The organism is Candidatus Methanocrinis alkalitolerans (assembly GCF_029167205.1).
GTDB lineage: Archaea > Halobacteriota > Methanosarcinia > Methanotrichales > Methanotrichaceae > Methanocrinis > Methanocrinis alkalitolerans.
On the sequence record NZ_JARFPL010000077.1, the window covers coordinates 1 to 2678 of the forward strand.

At 52.7% G+C, this 2678-nt stretch carries 2 protein-coding genes; both read right to left on the bottom strand.

Features of this window, described 5'->3' with window-relative positions; translation table 11 throughout:
• Positions 1 to 94: 94 nt before the first annotated feature.
• On the bottom strand, positions 95 to 940 hold the full coding sequence (locus P0O24_RS12360; RefSeq protein WP_316970055.1) for a hypothetical protein: 846 nt from the start codon (positions 938 to 940) through the stop codon (positions 95 to 97).
• A gap of 147 nt (positions 941 to 1087) precedes the next feature.
• The gene (locus P0O24_RS12365) at positions 1088 to 2524 is read right to left on the bottom strand and encodes a HEAT repeat domain-containing protein (RefSeq protein ID WP_316970056.1); all 1437 of its coding nucleotides are present in this window, start codon (positions 2522 to 2524) and stop codon (positions 1088 to 1090) included.
• Between the last annotated feature and the right edge of the window lie 154 nt (positions 2525 to 2678).

Genomic DNA, 2678 nt, shown 5'->3' on the forward strand with positions numbered 1-2678 from the left:
GATGCTTGGCAGCGAGAAAGGAATGATATCAAAGCGACCGTTCGATGGAAATTCAATAAAAGCGACGCTAGAGAAAAACTCAAAAGGCATTACCTTAAGTTGCAAAATTAATGTTAAGGAGCACTAGGTCATAAGCTAAACGGCTTCCATTCGGGCTAAACACCATCTGATCAATGCGATTGGTCTTGTCTTTTTCCAAAGCTATGACCTCTCCATTGAGAACGATGTAGCCGGTACGTCCTCTATAAACTGAACCGAGGTAATAAGCCCACCGACTGCCATCGGGGCTGATGACCGGATCAAAACCCTTGAGTTCTTGGACCACCCCGTCCACAACCACGTTGTCACGGTAAGGGCCAAGAGATTCCTCTGCCATCGTGTAGAGCACGTGCTGCCCGGCAGAACTTATTATGGGATCAGATGATGCCTTATACGGTCCTTCTTCTATTCCGTCCACAACCACAATTTCTTGGCCGTCCTTCTTAGCTTTGTAGGCGTATCTTTCACCATCTTGGCTGAAGAATATCCACCAAATCTCGTCGTATTCTTGCCCTTCGGAACCGTCAATTACGGCCACCCTTTTATCGCCCTTATAGGCTTTATATCCGTGATGTTTTCCATCCGGGCTGAAGACGAAGGAATCTTGGCGAATAGATTCGTAGGCGGTCTCGGTCGTCTTCCCCTCTGGCCTAGCAATTACTAAATAATCGTATCCGGCATCGTCTTTTAGCACATAAGCTATCCTTGTGCTATCCGGGCTGGCCTTGAGGTTTAACAAGTAATCGTCTATCTTCTGGCTGGAAAATATAGAGCCTTCAGTCCCAGTCTCTGTGTCACCAAGCAAGTCTGGGACGCGCTCGTCATCTATCTCATCCGCTGCGGCCGGCATCACCAGCGCTGCCAGCACTACCAGCGCCGCAAAAATCAGGCTCGATCGCATTTTGATCTCTCCTCCTTTAAGAGAGACTGTCCTGACAGGCAAAAAAGCTTTTCGATGCTCAGCGTCCTTCCCTCTCTAGCGGATGCAGGCCGCTAGATCGTGGTTCTGTTATGGTCGAATAAAAATAGCATCCGAGGGGGAGGTGGATCACCTCCCTTCTTGAATCTTCTCAAGCGCTTCCACAGCGGCCTCTCGGACCCACACTTCCTTGTCCATCGAAGCCACATAGGTCAGTGCGTCAATCGCCCTGTCATCTCCGACCTCAGCGAGAGCCTGGGCAACCGCCTCTCGGACCCCCGGGTCTTCATCCTTGAGAGCATCGATGAGCGGATCGAGTGCCCTCGGATCGCCGATCCGGCTGAGAGCACCGGCAGCCCTCCATCGGACATACGCGTCCTCATCCTTGAGAGCCTCGATGAGGGGATCAACTGCTCTGGCATCGCCGGTCTCGCCGAGAGCCCAGGCAGCCAGCGATCGGAGTAACCAGTCCTCATCCTTAAGAGCCTCGATGAGAGGATCGACCGCTCTGGCATCACCGATATTGCCGAGGGCCCCGGCAGTTAACTCTCGGACCAACTCGTCCTCATCCCTGAGCGCCTTGATGAGAGGATCGACTGCCCTGGGGTCGCCTATTTTACCGAGAGCTTCGGCAGCAGCCCATCGGACACTACTACTCTCATCCTTGAGAGCCTCGATGAGGGAAACTACATCATCGTCTTCGATCTTCTCCAATGCTTCCGTCGCTGCCTCCCGAACCCAATCTTCCTTGTCCCTCGAAGCCACGTAAGTTAGTGGCTCGATAGCTCTTGTATCGCCGATATTTCCAAGGGCCCAGGCAGCCTCCGATCGGACATCCTCATCCTCATCCTTAAGAGCCTCGATGAGAGGATCGACCGCCCTAGGGTCCCCGATCCCACCGAGTGCCGAAGCAGCCTCACTTCGAACCAAATAATTCTCATACTTGAGTGTCTCGATGAGGGGATCGACCGCCCTGGCATCGCCGATATTGCCTAGAGCCCAGACAGCCATCAAACTCCCATCCTTGAGAGCCTCGATGAGGGGATCGACTGCCCTTGAGTCGCCTATCTCACCGAGTGCAAAAGCAGCTGACCCTCGGACACCAGGGTTCTCATCTTTGAGAGCTTCGATGAGGGGATCGACCGCCCTAGGGTCCCCGATCCCACCGAGTGCCGAAGCAGCAGCACGCCGGACATCCTCGTCCTCATCTTTGAGAGCTTCGATAAGAGAATCGACCGTCCTAGAATCGCTGATCCAGTCTAGCGCCACCGCAGCATACTCTCGGACCCCGACAAACTCATTTTTATTTTTTAGTACATCGATGAGAGGATCGACAGCCCTTGAGTCGCCGATCTCACCGAGTGCCAAGGCAGCAGACCCTCGGACACCAGGGTCCTCATCTTTGAGAGCTTCGATGAGAGGATCGACCGCTCTAGGATTTCCTATATCGGTTAGAGCCTGCGCAGCCTCCGCTCGGACGTCTGCTGTTCCATATTTCAGATACAATATTAGATTGTCAATGTCGTCAGCTACGGCTGGCATCACCATCGACGCCAGCACCACCATCGCCGCCAAAATCAGGCTCAATCTCATTTTATCCGGCTTTCCGCATCAACCCTCCAATCCGTAGTATTTTTCACAATCCTTTCCCAACAATCGAATAATCCTAACAAGATTATCATTCAGATTCGCTATCTTCAGATGCGTTTCACCATTAATC